The following is a 19,512-nucleotide window of genomic DNA, read 5'->3' as shown; positions in this document are numbered from 1 at the left end:
GCACGCCGCCAGCGTTCGTCCTGAGCCAGGATCAAACTCTCCATTAAAGACCAACCGAAGTCGGTTTATAGAAAGAGCGATTAGCTCATGTTGAAACTGACGAGATAAAATATCTCATTTTCGTTTCCATTTCATACAGCCAGATGGCATGTACCAAAATTTCAACGTTGGATTTTGTAAACAAAATCCGTACTCACTCGTTGTTCAGTTTTCAAAGATCAAATCAACAGCCGTCTAACTGGCTGGATATATAATTTATCACGTGTATACCCAACAAACAAGTTGTAATATTTACCAGTAAATGAGTTGTGTTTCTACACGGTGTAATTTTTTACTGAACCACGCCTACACATAGTGCTTTGTCTATAACAACCGAAGATATAAACGTTATAAATTATAAAAGCAGTAGCTCTTTATTGATGGAGCTGCTGCTTTCGCTTTTTTATATGAAATCCTGAAATGAACGCTTAGCTTAAAGCTGTAGCTAGATCTTCTATTAAAAGTTCAGCAGGTTCATGCCCCACAGCCAAGCGAATTAGCGATTCGGGCATGTGTTGTTTTTTTAGACTCTGCTTATTGAAACCGTAGTTCGGTGAGATCACCTGGCTCTCCATAGAACCCCACGATACACCGATCCGAATCAGTCGCAGTTTATTGATCACTCTGCATATATCCTCATAACCCGAGTCTTTTAGTTCAAAACTGAATAGTCCGGCATACCCTTTAAGCTGTCTACATGCCAGCTCATGCTGTGGGTGAGAAGGAAGTCCAGGATGATTTACTTTAGAAATGGCCGGATGATCTGATAGAAAACGGGCAACCAACAGAGCATTCCTTTGATGGGCTTCCATACGAAGCGGGAGTGTTCTTAGACCCCTAATGAGTAGCCAGGCTTCAAAAGGGGCTAACGAACCGCCAATTAACTCATATTCTTCAGCATACATACGATTTATTATCTCTTTAGAAGCGATTACTGCCCCTGCAATTAAATCATTATGCCCCCCCAAGTACTTGGATGCGGAGTGAACGACGATATCAACGCCCCATTCTAATGGTTTTTGGAAAAGGGGTGTAGCCCATGAATTATCTATAATTGTGCGGATACCCTTAGCTTTGGAAAGCGCAGCTACTTCCTGAATATTTACCATATCGAATGTAAACGAGGTAGGAGACTCCATAAGAATAGCACGGGTCTGCGGTTGGATGGCATTAGCAACTGCTTCCGTAGAAGTCGAATGTACAATGGTATAGTTTATATCGAACTTCGTTAAGTATTTGGCTAGGCTGACGGAAGTTTCATATATGTGTCCGACCAGAATCAGATGATCCCCTGCGGATAAGCTACACATTAGAGCGGCACTGATAGCAGCCATTCCGGAGGCAAAGCACTTGCAGTCCTCCCCACCTTCCAGCGCAGCAATCATTTGTTCTGCAATCCGAACGGTAGGATTGGTTCCTCTCGAATAGACATAATGCTCCTTTTCATGATTAGCTGCTTCAGCATAATCTTCGTAGGTATCAAAGAAAAATGGAGCAGTCTCATAAATAGGAGGAACAGCAGCCTTAGCAAAATACCCTAGTTTGTCCTCAAACCCAAAACAGATGAGCTGATCATCTGAGAAACTCAAACCTGATCACCACTTTCTGAAAAATTCCAAACCCATGAAGGTAGTCTCCTCAATCAAGGACTCAAATATTCTATAAGTCAAATTGCTTTGGACCTGTGCTGTTTAATTTTCGAAACTGATCAGGCTTCCACATGTCTTTCACTAAGTATCCAATTCATAAAAATAGCGTATATTTTTGGATTACAAGGAAAAGATATGCTTTATCAAAAAAGAGGGGGTTCACTTGTGTTAACACGTTGGATTAGAAGTGTTCTGAAGCCTGGAAAAAGGTACTCACAGGATATCGAAAAATCCAAACAGCAAACCGCTACCGAGACAATCCATTCATCATTATCCCATACTCTGTCTTTACTTAAATTAAAACTCGGGCAAGGTCCCGATTTTGTCATTCGTGATTTTTCCGAAAGTCCTGTACATGCTGGCCATCTCGCCGTTTGTTATATTGAAGGACTGATTGACCAAAACTTGCTTTCCGATTTAATGGAGAGCTTGATTACAGAGATGGGCTCCGCAGATACTTTTATGTTTAAGGAAAATACTGCAGCTTCTTTGTTAAAAAACACAATTCCGTCTGGAAATATTCAAATGATACATTCGCAAAATGAAGTATATCAAGCCATCCTCTCCGGGAATGCTGTCATTGTCATCGACGGAAACAACTATGCATTGGTAGTTTCCATCGCAGGCGGAGTAAGACGGGCTATTCAGGAACCCAGTACTCAGACCGTAGTACGGGGTCCTAAAGAAGGATTTACGGAGGATATCTCAACCAACATTACACTGATCAGAAGAAAATTGCGGACACCTGACCTTAAATTTGAAAGTCACGTTATTGGGCGATATACACAAACCAAAGTCATGTTAGCTTACATTGAAAATGTCGCTAATCCAGAAGTCATACAGGAAATTACAAAACGGCTTCAATCCATTGATACAGACAGCATACTTGAAAGTGGCTACATCGAAGAATTTATACAGGATGAACCACTTAGTCTCTTTCCCACCATGCTAAACTCAGAGCGTCCGGATACAATCGCAGGTAGCCTTTTAGACGGACAAGTAGCTGTCCTGGTTGATGGGACGCCATTCGCTCTGATTGCACCTGTAACCTTCTTTAATTTCTTTCAAACGGCGGAAGACTACTACCAGAGATATGACATTTCAACTTTTTTAAGGGCTCTTCGTGTAGTATCTTTTCTAGTCTCATTGTTGCTTCCCTCTCTATTTATAGCCCTGACGACCTTCCAACAGGAAATGATTCCCACCACGCTGTTAATTACGCTGATGGCTCAACGGGAAGGAACTCCTTTTCCTGCATTATTGGAAGCTTTAATGATGGAATTAATGTTTGAAGTGATTCGTGAAGCAGGTGTGCGAATGCCACGGGTCATCGGACCAGCCGTTTCCATTGTAGGAGCTCTGGTTATCGGACAGGCGGCGGTGCAAGCCGGACTGGTCTCAGGTGCAATGGTGATCGTTGTTGCCTTCACAGCTATATCGAACTTTGTCATCCCGTATTTTGCTATGGCTTCAGCGGTCAGGTTATTGCGTTTTGCACTTATGCTACTGGCGGGGGCTCTAGGCTTATTTGGTATTCTGATAGGAATTATCCCCCTTCTAGTTCACCTTGTATCTCTCAAGTCATTCGGAGTTGATTATTTTGTGCCCTATAGCCCCACCTTTAAAACTAATATGAAGGACCTTATCATCAGAGTTCCGTGGTGGGCTATGAAAACCAGACCTAGCGAAAAATCAGGCCATAACCAGACAAGACAGGCAGCTCACCAATACCCTGCTAGTTCGGATGATACTGAAGGTGGTCATAAGCCTGATACCCAAAAATAGGAGAGATCAATGGTGCGGCAATTAAGAGTTAGTTATGTTCTGTTTATTGCAGGGTTATTACTTACAGGGTGCGTAGATCGAACAGAATTGAACGAATTAGCCATCACAACAGCAACTGGAATTGATGGACATAAGGGCGACTGGATCAATACTTATCAAATCATCATTCCATCAGCCATGACGACTGGCTCAGGTGGTACTTCCTCGGGGGCATCGCAAAGCGCTGTACATACCTTTTCTACACATGGAAAAACATTGAGAGAGACCGTTACGAAGAGTAGCCTGGAATACCCACGCAAACTATATTTTGCCCAAAATAATATACTCGTTATTGGAAAAAAAGCAGCAGAACAAGGCATTGAAGAGATTATTGATATTTACCTCCGCAACCTTGATTCACGAGAAACTGTAAAAGTATTCATTGCCAACGGAGAGGCTCGTAATTTTTTAAAAAAGCTTGTACCACCAGAGAAAATTCCTGGTCAAGCTTTAGAAAAGATTATAGAAAGAGATAGCAAATTAGGATCAATTTACCCTGCAATATCCATGTATGAATTTATTTCGAAAATTAGCTCCGATAGTGCAGCCGGAGTTCCAGAAATATCTCTTGAGGGTTCCGAGCCGGAGAAACTAGAATCTGTTGATGTTTTCAAGGAAACCTCCGCCAAAAATAAACTCAAGTTATCGGGCTTAAGCATTTTTCAGAAAGACAAGAGAGTCGGCTTCCTAAATGAAAAGGAAAGTATAGGGGTTTCATGGTTAAACAACCAGATTAAAAACACTACTATAAACTATGTGGATGGGAATGTTACGTCCGCTTTCCTCATCCGGAAAGCTAAGGTTAAGGTTACGCCAATCAAGAATTTAAATCATTATTACCTCAACGTTGACGTTAAAGCTACCGGGGATCTTCTGTCAGCCTCTTCGCAAAGAGAAATGAAAGATATGCAAAGTATAGGTCAATTGCAGATGCAAGCAGCAGAAATGATCAAACTGCAAATTCAGGAAGGCTGGAAAGCCTTACAGCAAAAGAATATCGACCTTATTGGTGTTGGAAATAAAATTCATCACAAGTACCCAAAAGACTGGAAAAAAATAAAAGAGACATGGCCTGAAGAGTTCGCAAACATGGATATAAAAATAGGTGTAAAAATGAAGCTTGCACGTCCAGGGTTATTCGAAAAATCTTTTAACGAACTGTTGAAATGAAATAAACAGGGAGAGGTGAAATGAAGCAATGCGTCAAAATACAATCCGAGTATCCGAGCTGATCATTTGTATGTCTTTATTTGAAGTTGGAAGTACAACTTTGTTTTTAATGGGGGCTGAAGCAAAGCAAGATGCTTGGCTAGTCATGTTGATAGGAGCATTAGCAGGACTTCTTCTGCTAATGCTCCATCTTGCTATTCACCATCAAGATCCTGAATTAGATTTGTTCATGTTGTTTCGCCGTTACACAGGGAAATATGTGGGTACACTCATCAATTTACTTTTTGTGATGTATTTTACATATGAAGCTTCTCGGAACATACGCGATTTAGGCGAGGTGACCGTAATGACTCTGCTCCGCCAAACCCCTTTGTGGATCATCATCTTGATCACAATCGTGGTTGTATCCAACACGGTTCGTTACGGCTACAAAGCATTGTTCTTATTTTGCTTGTTCCTTTTCCCTTTTTTTGTACTTGGATACGCCATAATTAGTATATTAATTCCGGCAACTGGTCTCTTTCACTTGGAAAATTCCCTTCCGGTTTTAGAGGAAGGATGGAAACCGATATTTAAAGCCGCTATTCCTGAGCTTATCTCCTTTCCATTCGGACAAACTTTGTTATTTCTTGTATTTTATCCGCTTGTACATAAAGGCCGGAATCTCACAAAACCCGTTTCCTTTGCCTATATAATGACCGCACTTGCTCTAACATTTGTTAATCAATTGGATATTTTTGTTCTCGGACCCAAGATCGCTGCAAATAGCACACTTCCTCTTTTGGAAGCCGTTCAGTTGATTGAATTAGCAGATCTGTTCGAACGAATGGATGCCCTTTTCACCTTGCTTCTTTTTCTTGGCTTGATCATCAAAATGTCTTTATTTTTTAATGGTGCTGTGATAGGACTTGAAAAAATAACCGGAGTCGGATTTAAAAAATGGATTCTTCCCCTTGCAGCACTTATTTATGGACTTTCTTTTTTGTCGCCCAACTATATTCATCACATGGTAATCGGTCGAAAATTTGTTCTTAATTCCTGGTTTCCTATTTTTCAAATTTTTCTACCTTTGTTACTATTTGTATTTATTGTTATTAAAAAAAGAAAAAAGACAAATAAACAGTCCTCTTCATGAGGAGATGATCATTCATTTAAATAGATCCACCACTTTTTTGATTTTTATTCTCTTTCATCGGCACTATATGGAGCGTTCCATCCTCGCTAAGCTCTGCATAGGCAATCTCATTGATGCTGTCATATCCCTGCTCTCGCGCCTTCGCTTTTATCAGCTCTACATCAATTGTTTTCCCGCGCATAGATTCATTTAGCAACCTTCCCTTATCAATGACAGTAACAGAAAAAAGATCAGGCTGTGCATCTATTCCCATATCCTGAGCAGCGGGTGGCTCATATTCGGGTTTGCGCATGACTGACAATGAGCCGTTCGTCTCTAACGTAGCGTACAAGACCTCACGCAGAGAAAAAATATTTTGCTGGCGTAGCATGGAGAGTAACTGTGTAAATTCTATATCATATTTCTCCAGCAATTCTTGATTAACCTGCCCTTTATCCACGAGCAGCACTGTTCGACCTTCTGCCATGTATCCAAATTTCACAAAATGGGTCGTCGCTTTTTCGAAAAAGTAGGCCAGCGCGCACCATAGTGCCAAAGCAAATAAAAGATGCCAAATGGTCACCTTATCGTCATATAACGTATTCCCCACAATTTCGCTCAATACCAATGATGTCAGAAAATCGAGCGGTGTTAACTGACTGAGTGTTTTCCGACCTGTAATAAAAGTAATAAGCCATAGGCCAAAAAAGCTGATGATCAATTTGACACCAATCGTGACAAATACCTCCATACCTATGCCCTCCGAAAGAAGTTATTTTTCTTATGGGTTATTTACACTCCTATACTTCTGTATAAACAGAGGCTTATTCCATTCCTAAAGTTGTCCGAAAAAAAGCCCGCTACCAACTAGGGCAGCGAACCTTTTTAATTCGGCTATTATTTAATCTTAGTCTTTCGTGTATTCACTATAAATTATCTACTTTTCACCAGCAACTGAATTGCCTCTTTAACCAGCTTATCCGTATCTCCTCCAGCTTCTTGCTCTTCCAATATGCAGCGTTGCAGATTTTCTGCTACAATCTGGGCGATTGCTTTATCTGATGCATTGCGTACAGCTGATAGCTGGCTGACTACATCCTTGCACGACTTGCCCTCATCCATTAAACGAAGTACTCCACGTACCTGGCCCTCAATCCTTCTCAAGCGCGTTTTCAGTTCATCACTGTAATTGTAATCCATAAGCAATGCACTCCTTTTTTGACTTACCATATACATGTATAGGTATATTATAAACCAAAAAAGTAAATAGGATACCCTAAATAAATAGATTCACCTGTCCTTGCGATGCATCTCCCAAGTAGGCAGCTACTCCAGCATATTCCACACCATCTATTAGCTCTTCTTGTTGAAGTCCTAACAAATCCATGGTCATGGTGCAAGCGACGAGCTTGATCTTCTGCTCTTGTGCTAACTCTATAAGCTCTGGAAGAGAGAGCGCATTATGCTTTTTCATGACATGCTTGATCATCTGTGGTCCCAGTCCGACGAAATTCATTTTGGAGAGTGCTAACTTTCTCGGTCCACGAGGCATGATCCAGCCAAAGGCTTTTTCGAGCATTCCCTTATGGGTGCGCATGAGTTCATCCTTACGCAGTATATTTAGTCCCCAAAATGTAAAGAAAATAGTTACTTCATGATCATATGCTGCCGCTCCATTCGCAATAATGAATGCAGCAAGCGCTTTATCCAGCTCACCGCTGAATAAAATAATCGTTGTTTTGGGCTGAGCCTGCTTTTGATTCTCTGCATAAGTTCTTGCTGCTGTACTCATATAGAATCGTACCCCATCATTTCTCCTGCCCAGCCGGACATGCCTGAAAGCACAGATTTGACGTTTTTAGCGCCTTTGTCTGCCAATAACCGGCAAGCCCTTTCACTGCGTGCTCCAGCTTGGCAGATCACTGCGATTTCATCTTCCAGATTTAGCTCAGCGAGTCTGTTCTCCAGTTCTCCGAGGGGGATGTGCTTAGATCCTGGGATGTGTTGAAGAGCAAATTCGGCGGGTTCACGAACATCCAGCAAAATGAAGTTCTCCTTTGCAGACCATTTTGCTTGCAGCTCTTTATGACTTATCGTGGAAGGAAATGCTTGCTCCTCTTTCACATCAGTCGGATTTGCTTTGCGTAGATAATGTCGCATGACAACTCCTTCTTGAAAAGTACCCAAATACTGATGTCCGGTGCCTTGGGCCCAGCTCTGAAAATCTGCTAACGAACCTTTGTCAGTCACTTGAACCTCCATAATCTGCCCGGCAAGAAGCTCATCCATAGCTTTTTTTGTTTTTACAATTGGCATAGGACAAGCAAGCCCTTTGCAATCAAGAATCTGATCTGCTTCGATATGACTAGTTGATGACATAGTGGTACCTCCGCCTTTTTTTTGTGGGGTTTAGTTTAGTTTTAATTTCTTAATACATATACCCCTATAGGTATAAGAATAGCGAGGCCCACTTCTCTTGTCAACTTAGTTAGTCATTTTCATTCAAACTAATAATTCATGTCTTGTACAATTAAAAGCAAACAAAAAAGCCGCGTAAAAGCGCGGCTCTACTGCATACATACCAATTAATCGTCTGTTTTCATCAGTTCTGGCAGATCCAGCGACATCGAAATATTACATAGCATTCCTCTGGCGAGAAAAAGCATTGTTCTTTCCAAGGCTTGTTCAATACCAGCCTGACGGAAAGCGTCATAAACTGTCGTATGGATCTCACATAATCCCTGCTGCATCACGGTTACAACCACATCCTCACGGATTGTCTGTGCCTGCATTTGCAAAAGTATTTCATTTCGATATTCCGTCATAATCTGCGAATAGGCTGCAATCAGTTCTTGCTCTAACTGTTCCGACGAAGCCGATTGAATGACCCGGTGAAAAGAGTCTATGATACGTGCAAATGATACCTTTAAGGCTTCAATAAGCAAGGCTTCTTTAGTAGCGAAAAAGCGAAAAACATAGGGCTGAGAAATATTAGCCCGTTCCGCAACTTTGGCCGTCGTAGCTCGATAGTAGCCCATCTCCGCAAAGACTTCAATAGCAGCAGATATGATTTCCTTTTGGCGATTTATTGATGTTGATGTTGCTTTAGCCATATTTTCTCATCCTTTTGTTTATTACAAATTTCCTGATTAGTGATTAATCAATCACTTAACATTATAAATGTCATCCTCTAAAAATGCAATGAACCGAAAAAGTCGCCTCCATCATTGTGATGGAAACGACTCTCTTTTTTATACATCTAATTATGGCGTCATCGAGTTAAAATATAATCGAACATAACTGACCTTTTGCGTTTTGGTTTGATAGGAAAATACTAAATAATAACTAAGACCTGATGTGTTGTTGATTTTATAATTAGCTTCTGCTGTGCCGGATATGTCTCTAGAGGTGTCAACTGTTTCTGTGGGCTGGCCCAGTTCGTCAATAACTTGTTTGATAAGCAACTTCTTATATTTTGAATCGGAAGAAGTAATTTCTGTAACTTTATCATTTCCATCCAGTACGAGATCTGTATGATATTTAGCGTAACTTCTCATTGGGCCTGTAGAACCAGAATCGGATTTCCCCCAAAGCTCAAACAAAAGATCGCTGCTAGTTCCCAAACCAAGACCTTTAGGCAGATTGGGTAACGTCCCCTGCTTGGCTGCACTCAATATAGCAGTTGCAGAGCTGTGTTTACTGTCAGGTGAGGCTGTACTACTAGCGGGTTCCTGGTGTATTGAGGTTGAGCCTTGACCAGACTCTTTTCCAGGCTTCTCGGAATTTCCTCCATCCGTACTAGGCTTACTGCTATCTGTACTCGTCTTGTTATTGTGGGTATCTTGCTCATTTGTATTGATGTCTGTGTTCTGATCTGTTGAATTACTGGCAGATGGTGTGGCTGATTTTGTTGTAGAGGGAGCAGTTGAGTTTGCTTCTCCGCTATTGCCGCATCCTGTCATTACAGCAAAACCTATAGCCAATAAAGCGCTGGTGGTGACCAGCTTGCAAGCTAACTTTTTACGATTACGAGATTGATGTGTAGGTTTCATTATAAGATCACTCTTTCCTTGTTCTTGGGTACAAACCAAGTGTAACCGAACCTCGTTTCGAGAATACCTCTACTTGTATCCAACTTGTAAACAAGCACATTTGTGATTTTCTAACATACCCTACCTGCGATCATAAATTCCTAGCTGTTGTTTAGAAAAGGCGTAAGGGGAGTCACTCTTCTTCAACCATATATTCCCTTTGATAATGAAGATGTATACAGCAAAAACAAAGTAGATTGTGCCTGCAATCCAGTCTATTGCCGTTGGGATATCTCTCTTTACGATTTCATGAATATACCAGATTCCTATAGGGACATGCAGGAGAAGTGCCGTACACAAACCAGGGTTATATACCGTTTTTGCTTTGAGATTGACAACAATACCGTGCCAGACGACCTGGAAGAATCCCATCAAAACTGGTGCGAGTCCGAGCCAGATTACGTGGGGGAACCATACGGGGAGCAGATAAAATACATAGGCAATTGCCACATTAATGATCATCGCTGAATTAGGGTTCAAGGGGTAATGATCTGGGGCTTCACTTTTAAACAAAATATTGTTAAATAAACCCGCAAAATATCCAGGCCAGCGGTATTCCTCAAATTGGTGAAACAATATATTCACAAAGCTCAACCATAATATTCCTGATATATCAGAAAACATGGCGGGATTCAAAAACAAAACAATACATACAGCCACTCCAATGATGGCTCCTGCATCTTGCCAATATTTTCTCAAAAATTCCATGGTATTCACCCCTGAGATTTATTTTTGATCGAAATATCTTTCAAATAGCAGGTTTAATTGTTCCTCTATTGTGGGCATTTCCACAACTGCTCCAGACTCAAGAATCGGACTCATCAGTGCAGGCAGAAAAATAGCTCCGAATATTTGCAGCATCATTGCTAACAACCGCTCCGGCTGTTGCTCGCCTGTCAGCTCCTTGATCGTGTTCTGGACCTTTGGAAACCCCATCATGTTTAAAAATCTTCCATATTCGTGTTGAGATGTAAAGGGTGTGCTGCCCATCACAATAATTCGTGACAGAAGTTCTGGATATTGGCGAATGACCTGTAAATAGTTAAGTAAGAATTGTTTCAGTCTATCTCGCGGGGGCATCGCTGTATTGTCCAAAACAGAAAATGTGTGCTGAAAGCTGTTTAGGATCACTTCAATAGCTTCACTGAGCAAATTTTCCTTAGAGCCAAAATAATAATTAACTAGAGAAATATTAGTACCAGACAGGTCAGCAATTTTTCTGATTGTAACCGCCTCGAAGCCTTCCCTTTGAATAAATTCCAGCGTAGACTGTAGAATTTTTTCTTTGGTCTGTTGTTTTTTGTCTGGGTGACTCATCTTTTTCCTCCTCCTGTTTAGTTTAATCCTAACGGACAAATGAAACGGACTACTTTAAGCAAAATAACAATCCAAACAAAAACTTAAACAAAGTTTAAAACATTGTTTAAATTGTTATTTGAACAAAGTTTAGCACTTTACATTTCACAAAACAAGTAAAGATATGAGAATTAGGCTATAAAAAACCCGCAAAACGAATCAGCTCGTTTGCGGGTTGATTGAATAGAGATTAAGAAAAGGCTAAACTAAATAGCCCAATTTCCTTTGCGGAACACAGCCTCTTTGCTTCCGTCTTGCAGTTCACCGTCAATATCCAGCTCAGCTGAGCCGATCATGAAGTCAACATGAGTCAGGCTGACATTGGCACCGTTCTGGAGTAGTTCCTCCCGGTTCATTTGTGTCCCATTTTCTATGTTAAATGGATACGCACTGCCTAAAGCCAGGTGGCAGGAAGCATTTTCGTCGATACCTGTATTATAAAAGATGCGATTGAGATTGGAAATCGGCGAATCGTGCGGTACCAGGGCAACTTCTCCCAGATAGCAGGCCCCTTCATCCGTAGCGAGCAAATGAGTCAGATGCTGCTCGCCGGATTCTGCTGTATATTCGGTAACTTTACCGTCCTTAAAGGTAAACGTAATGCGATCTACCAGTTGCCCATTTAAATTAAGCGGCATGGTACTTGTGATGTGACCATTGACACCTGTACGCTTAGGCATCGTGAATACTTCTTCTGTCGGCATATTCGCAACAAAATAATCACCGCGCTCGTTTTCACCACCACCGCTGCGCCAAATATGTCCGTCGGCCAACTCAATTTTCAAATCTGTTCCGGGCGCGCGGTAGTGCAAGCTTTTATATTTTTTTTGATTCAGCTTGTCTTGTACCTGTTCAAGGTTTTTCAAATGATTGTGCCAATTCTGAATTGGGTCAGAGCCGTCTACACGATTCATTTGAAAGATCGTATCCCACATGACACGAACCCGATCTTCTTCTACTACATCAGCAAATACTTTATCAGCCCAAGCCTTCGTCGGCGCTTTAATCAGGCACCAGCTAATCTTAGCATTCCGCGTATAGTGAGCATAGCCTTCTCTCGCCGTAGCCGCCGCCTTTGTTGCGCGTGAAACGTGTTCCGGGTCAATACCTTGATATAAATCCGGGTTCGGCACTTTAATCGTTAGCGTAGCTCCACCCTCTTCGGCGAATTTCTCCATCATCTCTGCTTTCCAAGCAGGGTAGTAATCAAAGCTGGCTTCGTCACCATGTTCAAAACGACTGCGTGTAATGGAATCGTCCTCAAACTCTACCTGTACATATTTAGCGCCTGCTTCATAGGCTTTGCTGACAATCAGGCGTGTAAACTCAACAGTTTCCAGTGGTGCAGTTACCAACAACGCCTGTCCTGGCTGAATGTTGACCCCTACTCTTACGACCAGTTCTGCGTATTGCTCCAACAATGATTCAAATGTACTCATTTTTCCACGCTCCTGTTTCGTTTTAATAATATTGAATGGCTTCATCACTACAGTGCAGATTGCTCCTCCAAATCACGCAGCTCCACTCTCCGTATTTTTCCTGAGCTGGTTTTAGGGAGTTCCTGAATAAATTCTATTTTTCGTGGATATTTGTAAGGTGCCGTCCATGTTTTCACATGATGTTGCAGTTCCTTTACTAACTCCGGTGATCCTTCCACCCCGGCTTTGAGCACGATGAAAGCTTTCACAACATGTCCACGGATTTCATCCGGGCTGGCTACCGCTGCACATTCCTGCACAGAATCATGCTTCATCAGCGCTTCTTCTACTTCAAAAGGACCGATGGTATAGCCAGAACTGATAATGATATCATCGCCGCGTCCTTCAAACCAAAAATATCCATCCTCGTCCTTTCGAGCCCGGTCTCCTGTAACAAAATAATCTCCATGCACACTAGCTAATTTGCGTTCTGGATCATGATAATACGTATGAAACAATGCCGGCAGATCAGCACGCACTGCAATATCGCCCACTTGCCCTGGAGCCAGCGGAATACCATCCTCGTCTACGACCTCAACAAGTCCCGGTGCAATGGATTTGCCCATCGAGCCTGTGCGCAGAGGTGTGTCTCTTAGATTTCCAATAATTAACGTACTCTCGGTTTGGCCGTAGCCATCACGAATCGTAATGTTGAACTGCTCCTGAAACTTGTTGATAACCTCCTGATTGAGCGGCTCCCCCGCAGAAACTGCGCTGCGCAATTGGGATAGATCGTATTGATCCAAACCATCCATTTTTGCCATAATTCGATATTCAGTTGGCGTACAACATAACACTTGGACTCCGTATTGCTGCAGCAACTGCAAATAACGACCCGGACGGAACGAACCATTATATACGAATCCAGTCGCCCCATTTCCCAGTACCGATAAAAACGGACTCCAAATCCATTTTTGCCAGCCAGGTGCGGCTGTGGCCCATACTATGTCTGAAGCTTGAATGTCCAACCATGGTGATGTTATCCGCAGATGGGCATATCCCCAGCCATGGCTATGTACAACAGCTTTAGGATTTCCTGTGGTACCCGAAGTATAGGCCAGAATGGCCATGTCGTCACGGTGTGTCTTCACAGCTTCAAAAATATCTTCTTGTCCTTCCATCAGCTCATCCAGCACAAGCCAACCAGGTGCATTTGCTGTGTGGTCCCCGGGGACTACAATGCGGTGAGCCAACGCAGGCAAATCATCACTTATTTTATCTACTTCACCTGTTACTCCGGTCCAGGCAATGACTGCACGCGCTTCCGAATGGCGAAGGCGATATGCAATATCCTTGGCCCGCAGCATTTCTGAAGATGGGATGACAGCAAGCCCTAGCTTCAAGCATGCCAGATAAATGACATATGCAATAATACGCCGTGGTACTACGACCAGAACTCTATCTCCTTTGTTAAATCCCAGACTTGCAAGTCCACCAGCCAGCCGATTTGCCTTTTTCAACAGCTCTCCGTAGGTGATTTCTTCGTATTCCCCTGTCTCACTTAACCACTTGAGTGCGGTCTTACCAGCCTCATGGTGTTCCATCTCCGAAGTCATATTGTAATATTCAGGCGCAAGCCATTGTTGCTGATCAGTCAAGTTATACCTTCCCCTTTATACATAAGATAAGAGCAACTTCCTTTATGTAGTATAACACGTCTTAGTACCAGGTTCTAATACCAGAATTAATTTATTTGGAAAAAAATAAAATTTGTAAAACAAACGACAAAAAGAAAGAGCCTGAATACAGACTCTTTTCTTTACTATTATTGTAATCTACAACTCAATGTCTACCACTGTAGAAGCCGCTTCCTGCCCGTTTACGAGCAGCACAATTCGGTGCGCTCCCGCATAATGACGACGAGTTGTCAGGTCTGCGAACCGGTGTGTTCGTGTACCCGTTAGACGGGTTCCTCCAGGGACCGTTTTGTCAGAAAGCAAAAATAGTTTGCGTGAAACTTGTCCTCTCGCCTTTACAAAGTCGATGCCATATTCGATGCGAACTCGTACAGGTTCACCTTCTCGAAGCTGAAGCACATAGCTCAGTTCACTGTGATCCCCGATCTTTAATACGGCAGGGTCTGTGGTGAAAGAGGCTGCTGTGACCAGCGGCACCCCATCCGTATCATCCGCATAGCCGAACATGGCCATCACTTCAGGGATGGATTTGCGAATCAGGGATCGACAGCCATGACGCACAATCCAGTCGGTATCAGGATGTGCGCCCTTCCACCGTTGAGCCGTTGCGATGACAATATCGGGATGATCCTTGGCAATATCGTTCAGGTTGTTGGCTACACTTTTACGTACATACAATGATGGATCGGCCTTCAGCAGTTCTAATACAGCCAATACCGGAGCAGGATCACGTTTGAAGACAGGCAGCACCTGTCCCCAAGGCAGCCGTGGACGACAACCTTCGCTGGCAAGACGGCGGACGTGTTCACTGGGGTGTCCCGCCCAGGTCATCATCTGCCGCATCATCCGTTCTGGTTCACGCAGGAGGAAGGGTCTCACAGCGAACTCCGCAGAGGATTTTGATGTAAATCGCTCCAGTGCATTCATGGACAGGTCCCAATGCTCTTCTCCCTGCCCATATACCTCTACGAAATCAGGGAAAAACAAGTACGGAAATCCGCTACAGTACTCATCAATGGCAAATAATATAGAAAGAGCTTCTTCATAACTACTGGGCAAAAACGCCCCTAATGTTAACGAAATACGCCGTATTCGTTCTTTTAGCTCCAGCTCTCCCCATTTTTTATCCATAATTTGATGGATAAATCCGTCAATGTCGAACGGACTGTATGCAGCCTGTACTCTTTCACCGAATAGACGAAGGAATTCCTCCGTGTACATATTTTTTAAGGGTTCAGCCATTGTATATCTCCTTTTAAATATGAATGTAAGCAAGAAGCGATGAACGAACAATATCTTCGTATATGATAACCGTAAATCGTGACCCAGCACCAGCACTAAATGGGGTTAAGAGAATGGATATAAGACACATTAAAAAATGCCAAGTCCTAAGATTAGGACCTGACATTTTTCCATAATCACTACAAATCGAATGAGACTTATATTTTGTGTTGGACAAACCAGTCGGTAATACGTTGCAGTCGTTCCACGCGAAGCTGTGGGTGCCCTTTACGTGAAAGCTCGTGACTCGAAGCTGGGAAACGGACAAATTGGGTGGGCTTTCCCAAACGACGCAATGCTGTAAACAGCTGCTCTCCCTGCTCAATAGGGCAACGTAGATCCTGCTCTCCATGTAATATGAGCAGCGGTGTATTGATTTGCTGTACATAAGCCAACGGGGACTGCCTCCACAAAAGCTCGAAATCATCCCATGGATTCCCGCCAACTTCATCTTCCGTAAACGAGTACCCTATGTCACTAACCCCATACATTGACAGCCAGTTAGATATGGAACGCTGGGTCACAGCTGCGCGGAAACGATCCGTATGCCCGACAATCCAGTTTGTCATAAAGCCACCATAGCTGCCTCCCGTGACACCCAGTCTTTCTGGATCGATGAATGGGAATTGGCGTATAGCCTCGTCCACGGCGCTCAGTAGATCGGTGTAATCACGTCCGCCGTAATCTCCAAGGACAACATTGGTAAAAGACTGTCCATACCCTCGACTTCCTCCCGGGTTCGTATAGATGACTGCATACCCCTGAGCCGCCAGCAACTGAAACTCATGAAAAAAGGAATTGGAATACATGGCATGGGGACCGCCGTGAATTTCCAAAATAGCAGGATAAGCCTCCCCCTCCTTAAAACCAGCAGGCTTCATCACCCATCCCTGCACGCGTCGACCATCCTCGACCTCCGTCCAGAATCTCTCAGGCGCACTGATCTCAATCTCATCAAGCAGAGCGTCATTCACTCGTGTTAGCCGTTCCTCGGTCCCTGAATGGATCGCAATCCGAAACAAATCGCCTGGTAAAGCGACATTGGTGGAAGCAGCAATGATATGCTGCTCATCCGAAGTAAGCTCGAATTGGTAAATTTCCCGTTCTCCTTGGGTTAAAATTTTAAAAGTTCCATCAAGCGCAAACTGATATACGTGCACATTTCCTTCAATGGTTACCAGCGTATACAGGGATTGACTGTCCGCACTGAAGCGTGGTGGTCCTACATGAAGATGTGAACGCATGTCGCTCATACCCGCATTACCGAGGTGAGCATCAAGTGTCTCACTAACACATACTGCCGTCCCGCCACTGGAGGGAACCGTATACAATCGAGTCTGAGTAGCGCCTTTGGCATGACGATCATGACCGTAAAAGGCAATCAATGTACCATCGGGAGAGAATGCAGCGCTCTCGATTTGAAGCTCGGAATGAGTCAGCTTAAACGGTACTGCCGCATTGCTATTAGAAGTCGCAGGAGCTACCGTAAACAAATCATTTTGCTTGCGTAAATCCGTATCCTCTTTGGAATGCTCCGCTATCCTAGCGACAAATAAAATCTGTTGGCCATTCGGTGACCAGACAGGCTCCGCGACATCATAAGCGCCGGATGTCAGTTGAACCGTGTGCGCTGAAGTCACATCAGTTACATACAAGTGATCACGAGTATCATCACACAGCCCATAGCCGTCGGATTTAGCTTTTGTTCGATTAACTACTCGTCCCTCAAGCTGTGTCTCCTGCTTTCCTGCGTCGCATGTAGGAGTTGACTGGTTCTCAGCAGTTTTAGCTACAAACGATATGTAGGCTCCATCCGGCGACCAGGATAATGAACGAACATTGTTCTCTACGTGCGTAAGTTGTCGGGCTTCTCCCCCGCGTGCTGGAATAATCCATACCTGGCGCTTGCCGTCTGTCGAACGGAGAAAAGCAAGTTGTGATCCGTCCGGTGACCAGACAGGCGTTTCATCTTTCGGCCCGTATGTAAAGGGTATCGGAGCTTCACCTTCAAACGGCAACAGCCAAATTGCCGAGTTATAGTCTGTCCGTTCTTTATTAATACACTGCTCTACGTAAGCGATTTCGCCACTCGTGGGATGAACAGCCGGATCACTAACCCAGTGAAATCGATATAAATCCTCAGCTATTATACGGCGTTTGGTCGTGCCAGATTGCGAGTTGCTCAAATAAATTCCTCCTTAATATGGTCAGACTTCTACAACTTCAGATTCGATTAATCCGATTAATTTTATATGAATTAAATAAATATACAATTACGTTACTCTTTTTATGTATCTCTGTCAATTTGTCCAAAGCTCAAAGAACCCTCTCTCAGTCGCAATGACTCGAAAACACCGCCGCTTCGGTTGCTTTCTTGAGAGAAGGTCTGGTCTCTTATCGTTCTTCTATACCATACGCATTAAAAGCAAGCTCCTCTGCAAGCACAGCCTGCCTGACGACATTTTGGAATTTCTGCTGCGAACTCTAGGCTCCCCCAGTGATCGGGTCTACTTTCGGTTAGCAGTCTCGGCTTCATTCTTTTCATGGATGTAGGCGGAGAATAATTCAGGATTCACTACTTTACGCAGTAAATGCATCGTCCCGTCCCCTGTTCCATGGTCAAAAGCATGAATACGTTCATATCCCCAACGCTCATACATGGACAATAAATAAGGATGTTTTTCCGCAGTCGCTAATGTCACTGCAGGAGCTCCGACCTTATCACGAATAACCGTTTGTTCTACCCAGTTCAGCAGTTTTTTACCATATCCTTTGCCCTGGGCAGCCGGATCTACGGCAAACCACATCACAAACGGAAGATCAGTTATAAAATTAAGGGCTCTATTTTTTAGATGACTAACGGTAGCCTGGATGACACCATCGACTTCCAGCACATAGCAATCATTATTTTTAATGTTCTCTTGAATGAGAGCAACGTCTGCCTGAGCGGCAGGCCATTTAAGCTCTAACTGCCGAATTGTTTCATATGCCTCATACGTTACATACTGCAATCTTTCTGCGTCCTCTTGTCGTGCCAGACGATAGATCTCGCTCATAGTCCCCCGCCTCCCCGTAGTGCTGTAATAATGTACGCAAACGAATTTACAACTAATCCTATATTTTTAATCAGATATAAAAGTTAACATAACTGTAGCATGCTAACCATTCAGCGACAAATTAAATTTTTCTATAACTTCATTTAAAATAACAATATCCCTTGAGGGTTGGAAAGTCCGTAATTAAAATGAAAGCAAAAAAGCCCGAAAGCCGGGCTCCATTACTTTGTAGACCCAAAGAATGCTGTCTCCTGTCTCTGGGAATTTCATGCGCAACCTGTATGCTGTGTTATTCCGCAGGGGCAACAAAGCTACGTTTTGCAAATTCGCTGTCCAGCATATAAAAGGCATTGCTGTCTCTTTCAATGCGCTTAAGCTTTTGGATAACACTATCGAACAGAGCTTCTTCCTCGACTTGCTCATCAATAAACCATTTCAGGAAATGGATCGTTGCATGCTCACGCGCATCGAGGGCCAAGTCAGCCAAATGATAAAATTTTTGTGTGTTTTGCTGCTCATGCTTGTAGCCATGCTCAAATACATCCAGCATGGAATCATAGCTATTTTTGGGCTCCGGTAATGCTGCCAATGTGGCGCGTCCTCGACGGTCATTAATGTATCTATACAGTTTCATGGCATGAAACCGTTCCTCCTCCGCTTGTACCAGGAAGAAGTTTGCAAACCCATCCAGACTTTCACTGGAGCAATAAGCAGCCATCGCCAGATATACGTGAGCGGAGTAAAATTCAAAGTTCATTTGCTCATTCAGAGCCTGTGCCAAATTGTCATTCATGTCTCAGGTCACCTCGGTCAGATA

The 19,512-nt window shown here is 43.3% G+C and carries 18 protein-coding genes; 3 read left to right on the top strand and 15 right to left on the bottom strand.

All coding sequences use genetic code 11. The features are described 5' to 3' along the window. Positions 1-467: 467 nt before the first annotated feature. Positions 468-1,628, bottom strand: coding sequence for an aminotransferase class I/II-fold pyridoxal phosphate-dependent enzyme (locus tag OIU26_RS23535; RefSeq protein WP_264218212.1), 1,161 nt, complete (start codon positions 1,626-1,628; stop codon positions 468-470). A gap of 225 nt (positions 1,629-1,853) precedes the next feature. On the opposite strand from OIU26_RS23535, the gene OIU26_RS23530 reads away from it, so the two are divergent. The 3 genes from OIU26_RS23530 to OIU26_RS23520 are packed head-to-tail and all read left to right on the top strand — an operon-like array spanning position 1,854 to position 5,817. Then, positions 1,854-3,473: a spore germination protein gene (locus tag OIU26_RS23530; protein ID WP_264218211.1), complete on the top strand. Its 1,620-nt coding sequence runs from the start codon at positions 1,854-1,856 to the stop codon at positions 3,471-3,473. A 9-nt stretch (positions 3,474-3,482) separates the two neighbouring features. After that, positions 3,483-4,682: a Ger(x)C family spore germination protein gene (locus OIU26_RS23525; protein WP_264218210.1), complete on the top strand. Its 1,200-nt coding sequence runs from the start codon at positions 3,483-3,485 to the stop codon at positions 4,680-4,682. A 28-nt stretch (positions 4,683-4,710) separates the two neighbouring features. Continuing rightward, positions 4,711-5,817: a spore germination protein gene (locus OIU26_RS23520; protein WP_264218209.1), complete on the top strand. Its 1,107-nt coding sequence runs from the start codon at positions 4,711-4,713 to the stop codon at positions 5,815-5,817. Positions 5,818-5,833: 16 nt separating this feature from the next. On the opposite strand, the gene OIU26_RS23515 is transcribed toward OIU26_RS23520, so the two are convergent. The 14 genes from OIU26_RS23515 to OIU26_RS23450 all read right to left on the bottom strand — a co-directional run bounded on the left by OIU26_RS23515 (position 5,834) and on the right by OIU26_RS23450 (position 19,488). After that, the gene (locus OIU26_RS23515; RefSeq protein WP_264218208.1) at positions 5,834-6,547 is read right to left on the bottom strand and encodes a DUF421 domain-containing protein; all 714 of its coding nucleotides are present in this window, start codon (positions 6,545-6,547) and stop codon (positions 5,834-5,836) included. A 182-nt stretch (positions 6,548-6,729) separates the two neighbouring features. Beyond that, positions 6,730-6,996 (bottom strand): metal-sensitive transcriptional regulator, encoded by a 267-nt coding sequence (locus OIU26_RS23510; RefSeq protein ID WP_013310304.1) that lies wholly within the window; start codon positions 6,994-6,996, stop codon positions 6,730-6,732. 76 nt (positions 6,997-7,072) lie between these two features. Continuing rightward, entirely contained in the window at positions 7,073-7,588 is a 516-nt protein-coding gene (locus OIU26_RS23505) for a DsrE/DsrF/DrsH-like family protein (protein WP_264218207.1), read from the bottom strand. Then, the gene (locus tag OIU26_RS23500; protein ID WP_058831294.1) at positions 7,585-8,175 is read right to left on the bottom strand and encodes a sulfurtransferase TusA family protein; all 591 of its coding nucleotides are present in this window, start codon (positions 8,173-8,175) and stop codon (positions 7,585-7,587) included. Before OIU26_RS23500 ends, OIU26_RS23505 begins: the two co-directional genes overlap by 4 nt. Positions 8,176-8,381: 206 nt before the next feature. Beyond that, positions 8,382-8,909 (bottom strand): TetR/AcrR family transcriptional regulator, encoded by a 528-nt coding sequence (locus OIU26_RS23495; RefSeq protein ID WP_264218206.1) that lies wholly within the window; start codon positions 8,907-8,909, stop codon positions 8,382-8,384. Between the two features lie 150 nt (positions 8,910-9,059). Continuing rightward, positions 9,060-9,848, bottom strand: coding sequence for a YjgB family protein (locus OIU26_RS23490; protein ID WP_264218205.1), 789 nt, complete (start codon positions 9,846-9,848; stop codon positions 9,060-9,062). Positions 9,849-9,968: 120 nt separating this feature from the next. Further along, entirely contained in the window at positions 9,969-10,595 is a 627-nt protein-coding gene (locus tag OIU26_RS23485; RefSeq protein ID WP_013371115.1) for an HXXEE domain-containing protein, read from the bottom strand. Positions 10,596-10,613: 18 nt separating this feature from the next. Beyond that, a complete protein-coding gene (locus tag OIU26_RS23480; RefSeq protein WP_264218204.1) occupies positions 10,614-11,204 on the bottom strand; it encodes a TetR/AcrR family transcriptional regulator in 591 nt (196 codons plus the stop codon). A 245-nt stretch (positions 11,205-11,449) separates the two neighbouring features. Then, on the bottom strand, positions 11,450-12,682 hold the full coding sequence (locus OIU26_RS23475; protein ID WP_264218203.1) for an aminopeptidase: 1,233 nt from the start codon (positions 12,680-12,682) through the stop codon (positions 11,450-11,452). A gap of 47 nt (positions 12,683-12,729) precedes the next feature. After that, positions 12,730-14,319, bottom strand: a complete 1,590-nt coding sequence (locus tag OIU26_RS23470) for an acyl--CoA ligase (protein WP_264218202.1) — start codon at positions 14,317-14,319, stop codon at positions 12,730-12,732. Positions 14,320-14,496: 177 nt separating this feature from the next. Beyond that, positions 14,497-15,600, bottom strand: coding sequence for a hypothetical protein (locus OIU26_RS23465; RefSeq protein ID WP_264218201.1), 1,104 nt, complete (start codon positions 15,598-15,600; stop codon positions 14,497-14,499). A gap of 197 nt (positions 15,601-15,797) precedes the next feature. Continuing rightward, the gene (locus tag OIU26_RS23460; RefSeq protein ID WP_264218200.1) at positions 15,798-17,825 is read right to left on the bottom strand and encodes an alpha/beta hydrolase family protein; all 2,028 of its coding nucleotides are present in this window, start codon (positions 17,823-17,825) and stop codon (positions 15,798-15,800) included. A 321-nt stretch (positions 17,826-18,146) separates the two neighbouring features. Then, a complete protein-coding gene (locus OIU26_RS23455; protein WP_264218199.1) occupies positions 18,147-18,695 on the bottom strand; it encodes a GNAT family N-acetyltransferase in 549 nt (182 codons plus the stop codon). Positions 18,696-18,984: 289 nt separating this feature from the next. After that, positions 18,985-19,488 carry a ferritin gene (locus tag OIU26_RS23450; protein WP_013371107.1) on the bottom strand — a complete coding sequence of 168 codons (504 nt, stop codon included), beginning with the start codon at positions 19,486-19,488 and terminating at the stop codon, positions 18,985-18,987. Positions 19,489-19,512: the final 24 nt, after the last annotated feature.

The organism is Paenibacillus sp. BT-177 (genome assembly GCF_025846815.2).
GTDB classification, from domain to species: domain Bacteria; phylum Bacillota; class Bacilli; order Paenibacillales; family Paenibacillaceae; genus Paenibacillus; species Paenibacillus polymyxa_C.
This window is presented reverse-complemented; position numbering and strand designations above follow the sequence as displayed.

Bases quoted from the DNA above. Each gene is read 5' to 3' on its own strand.
- OIU26_RS23450 (WP_013371107.1), bottom strand. From the start codon at position 19,488: ATGAATGACAATTTGGCACAGGCTCTGAATGAGCAAATGAACTTTGAA.
- OIU26_RS23465 (WP_264218201.1), bottom strand. From the start codon at position 15,600: ATGGCTGAACCCTTAAAAAATATGTACACGGAGGAATTCCTTCGTCTA.
- OIU26_RS23505 (WP_264218207.1), bottom strand. From the start codon at position 7,588: ATGAGTACAGCAGCAAGAACTTATGCAGAGAATCAAAAGCAGGCTCAG.
- OIU26_RS23500 (WP_058831294.1), bottom strand. From the start codon at position 8,175: ATGTCATCAACTAGTCATATCGAAGCAGATCAGATTCTTGATTGCAAA.
- OIU26_RS23475 (WP_264218203.1), bottom strand. From the start codon at position 12,682: ATGAGTACATTTGAATCATTGTTGGAGCAATACGCAGAACTGGTCGTA.
- OIU26_RS23515 (WP_264218208.1), bottom strand. From the start codon at position 6,547: ATGGAGGTATTTGTCACGATTGGTGTCAAATTGATCATCAGCTTTTTT.
- OIU26_RS23485 (WP_013371115.1), bottom strand. From the start codon at position 10,595: ATGGAATTTTTGAGAAAATATTGGCAAGATGCAGGAGCCATCATTGGA.
- OIU26_RS23495 (WP_264218206.1), bottom strand. From the start codon at position 8,909: ATGGCTAAAGCAACATCAACATCAATAAATCGCCAAAAGGAAATCATA.
- OIU26_RS23490 (WP_264218205.1), bottom strand. From the start codon at position 9,848: ATGAAACCTACACATCAATCTCGTAATCGTAAAAAGTTAGCTTGCAAG.
- OIU26_RS23520 (WP_264218209.1), top strand. From the start codon at position 4,711: ATGCGTCAAAATACAATCCGAGTATCCGAGCTGATCATTTGTATGTCT.
- OIU26_RS23480 (WP_264218204.1), bottom strand. From the start codon at position 11,204: ATGAGTCACCCAGACAAAAAACAACAGACCAAAGAAAAAATTCTACAG.
- OIU26_RS23525 (WP_264218210.1), top strand. From the start codon at position 3,483: ATGGTGCGGCAATTAAGAGTTAGTTATGTTCTGTTTATTGCAGGGTTA.
- OIU26_RS23455 (WP_264218199.1), bottom strand. From the start codon at position 18,695: ATGAGCGAGATCTATCGTCTGGCACGACAAGAGGACGCAGAAAGATTG.
- OIU26_RS23510 (WP_013310304.1), bottom strand. From the start codon at position 6,996: ATGGATTACAATTACAGTGATGAACTGAAAACGCGCTTGAGAAGGATT.